We start from the raw sequence: 1166 nt of genomic DNA on the forward strand, positions 1-1166 counted from the left end.
TAAGTAAACGTTCGAAACCATCATGGATTCCTTGATTGGCGCAATAATTTCGTACCATGACCGTCCATGCCCCCGCTCGCTCATCCTCCAGCCGCATCGAGGCATCTGCTGCTGATGCAGCGTCTACGCCTGTCCCTCGTCCCTCCAAGCTCCTGGGCAAACCCCTGGACGAACACGAAATGCTCACACTGCAAGAGATGGCTGCACATCACCCCTATGCCGACTTTCGCCGCCGTGCCCTGGGATTGCTCGCCTTGCAGCGAGGCCACAAAGTAGCGCACATCTGTGAGCTGCTGCAAGTGAGTGACCAGCCGGTGTACAACTGGGCCAAGAGCTACAGAACCCAAGGCTTGGCAGGCATACTGGACGGCCACAAAGGGGGCGCACCACGCAAACTCAGTGAGGAGATGGTTGATGCAGCAGTGCAAATTGCCCGCGAGCAAGCCCTCTCGCTGGGCCAGATTGCCCAGCAACTGCACCAGCGCTATCCCGATGCACCCAGCTTCAGCTTGGCGCGCCTGTCGGTGTGGCTCAAAAAACGGGGGCTGAGCTACAAAAGGGGGCGAAGGTCGCTCAAAAAAAGCGCGATGCCAGCGAGTTCGAGCGCGTAGGCCAAGTCCTGGCCAAGCTCAAGCAAGCGGCCCTCGATGGCAAGCTTGAGCTGCTGTACTTGGACGAGACGGGCATGAGCTGCCAGCCCAACGTGCAGCGCAGCTGGTCGCCTCTGGGTCAGCCCCACTGCATGGATGCCAGTGCCAGCCGCCGCCGCGTCAACGTGCTGGGGGCACTCAACTGGGGCACAAAAAAGCTCGACTACCGCCTGCACGAGGGTAGTGTTTGCCGCACTCACTACACACAGTTTCTGGACGAACTGGCACGCAGCAGTGACCCAGAAAAATGGACATTTGCGGTGATGGACAACGCCAGCATCCACCACAACTTGGACACTCACCTGTGCCAAGAGTGGCTGCTACAGCACAAGTTCTTGCCGCTGTACTTGCCACCCTACAGTCCCGAACTCAACCCCATTGAGATGCTGTGGAAGCAGGCCAAGTACCACTGGCGCTCCTTCAAGAGTTGGGCCAAAGAACAACTCTTGGCAGAGGTGCAAGCGCTGCTGGATGGTTACGGTAAGACATTCCACATCAGTTTCAAGTGATTACTTA

The 1166-nt window shown here is 58.0% G+C and carries 2 protein-coding genes; both read left to right on the top strand.

From position 1 onward, the window contains the following. The first annotated feature begins 179 nt into the window (after window positions 1-179). Complete coding sequence (locus DFR45_RS14260) at window positions 180-611, top strand: helix-turn-helix domain-containing protein (RefSeq protein ID WP_158637003.1); 432 nt, start codon at window positions 180-182, stop codon at window positions 609-611. Further along, entirely contained in the window at window positions 527-1159 is a 633-nt protein-coding gene (locus tag DFR45_RS14265) for an IS630 family transposase (RefSeq protein ID WP_114484396.1), read from the top strand. The genes DFR45_RS14260 and DFR45_RS14265 overlap by 85 nt, the downstream gene beginning before the upstream one ends. Window positions 1160-1166 lie beyond the last annotated feature (7 nt).

The sequence above is a fragment of the Extensimonas vulgaris genome (assembly GCF_003337425.1).
GTDB lineage: Bacteria > Pseudomonadota > Gammaproteobacteria > Burkholderiales > Burkholderiaceae_C > Extensimonas > Extensimonas vulgaris.

Coding starts and splice junctions, on each gene's coding strand:
- DFR45_RS14260 (WP_158637003.1), top strand. CDS start 180: ATGCTCACACTGCAAGAGATGGCTGCACATCACCCCTATGCCGACTTT.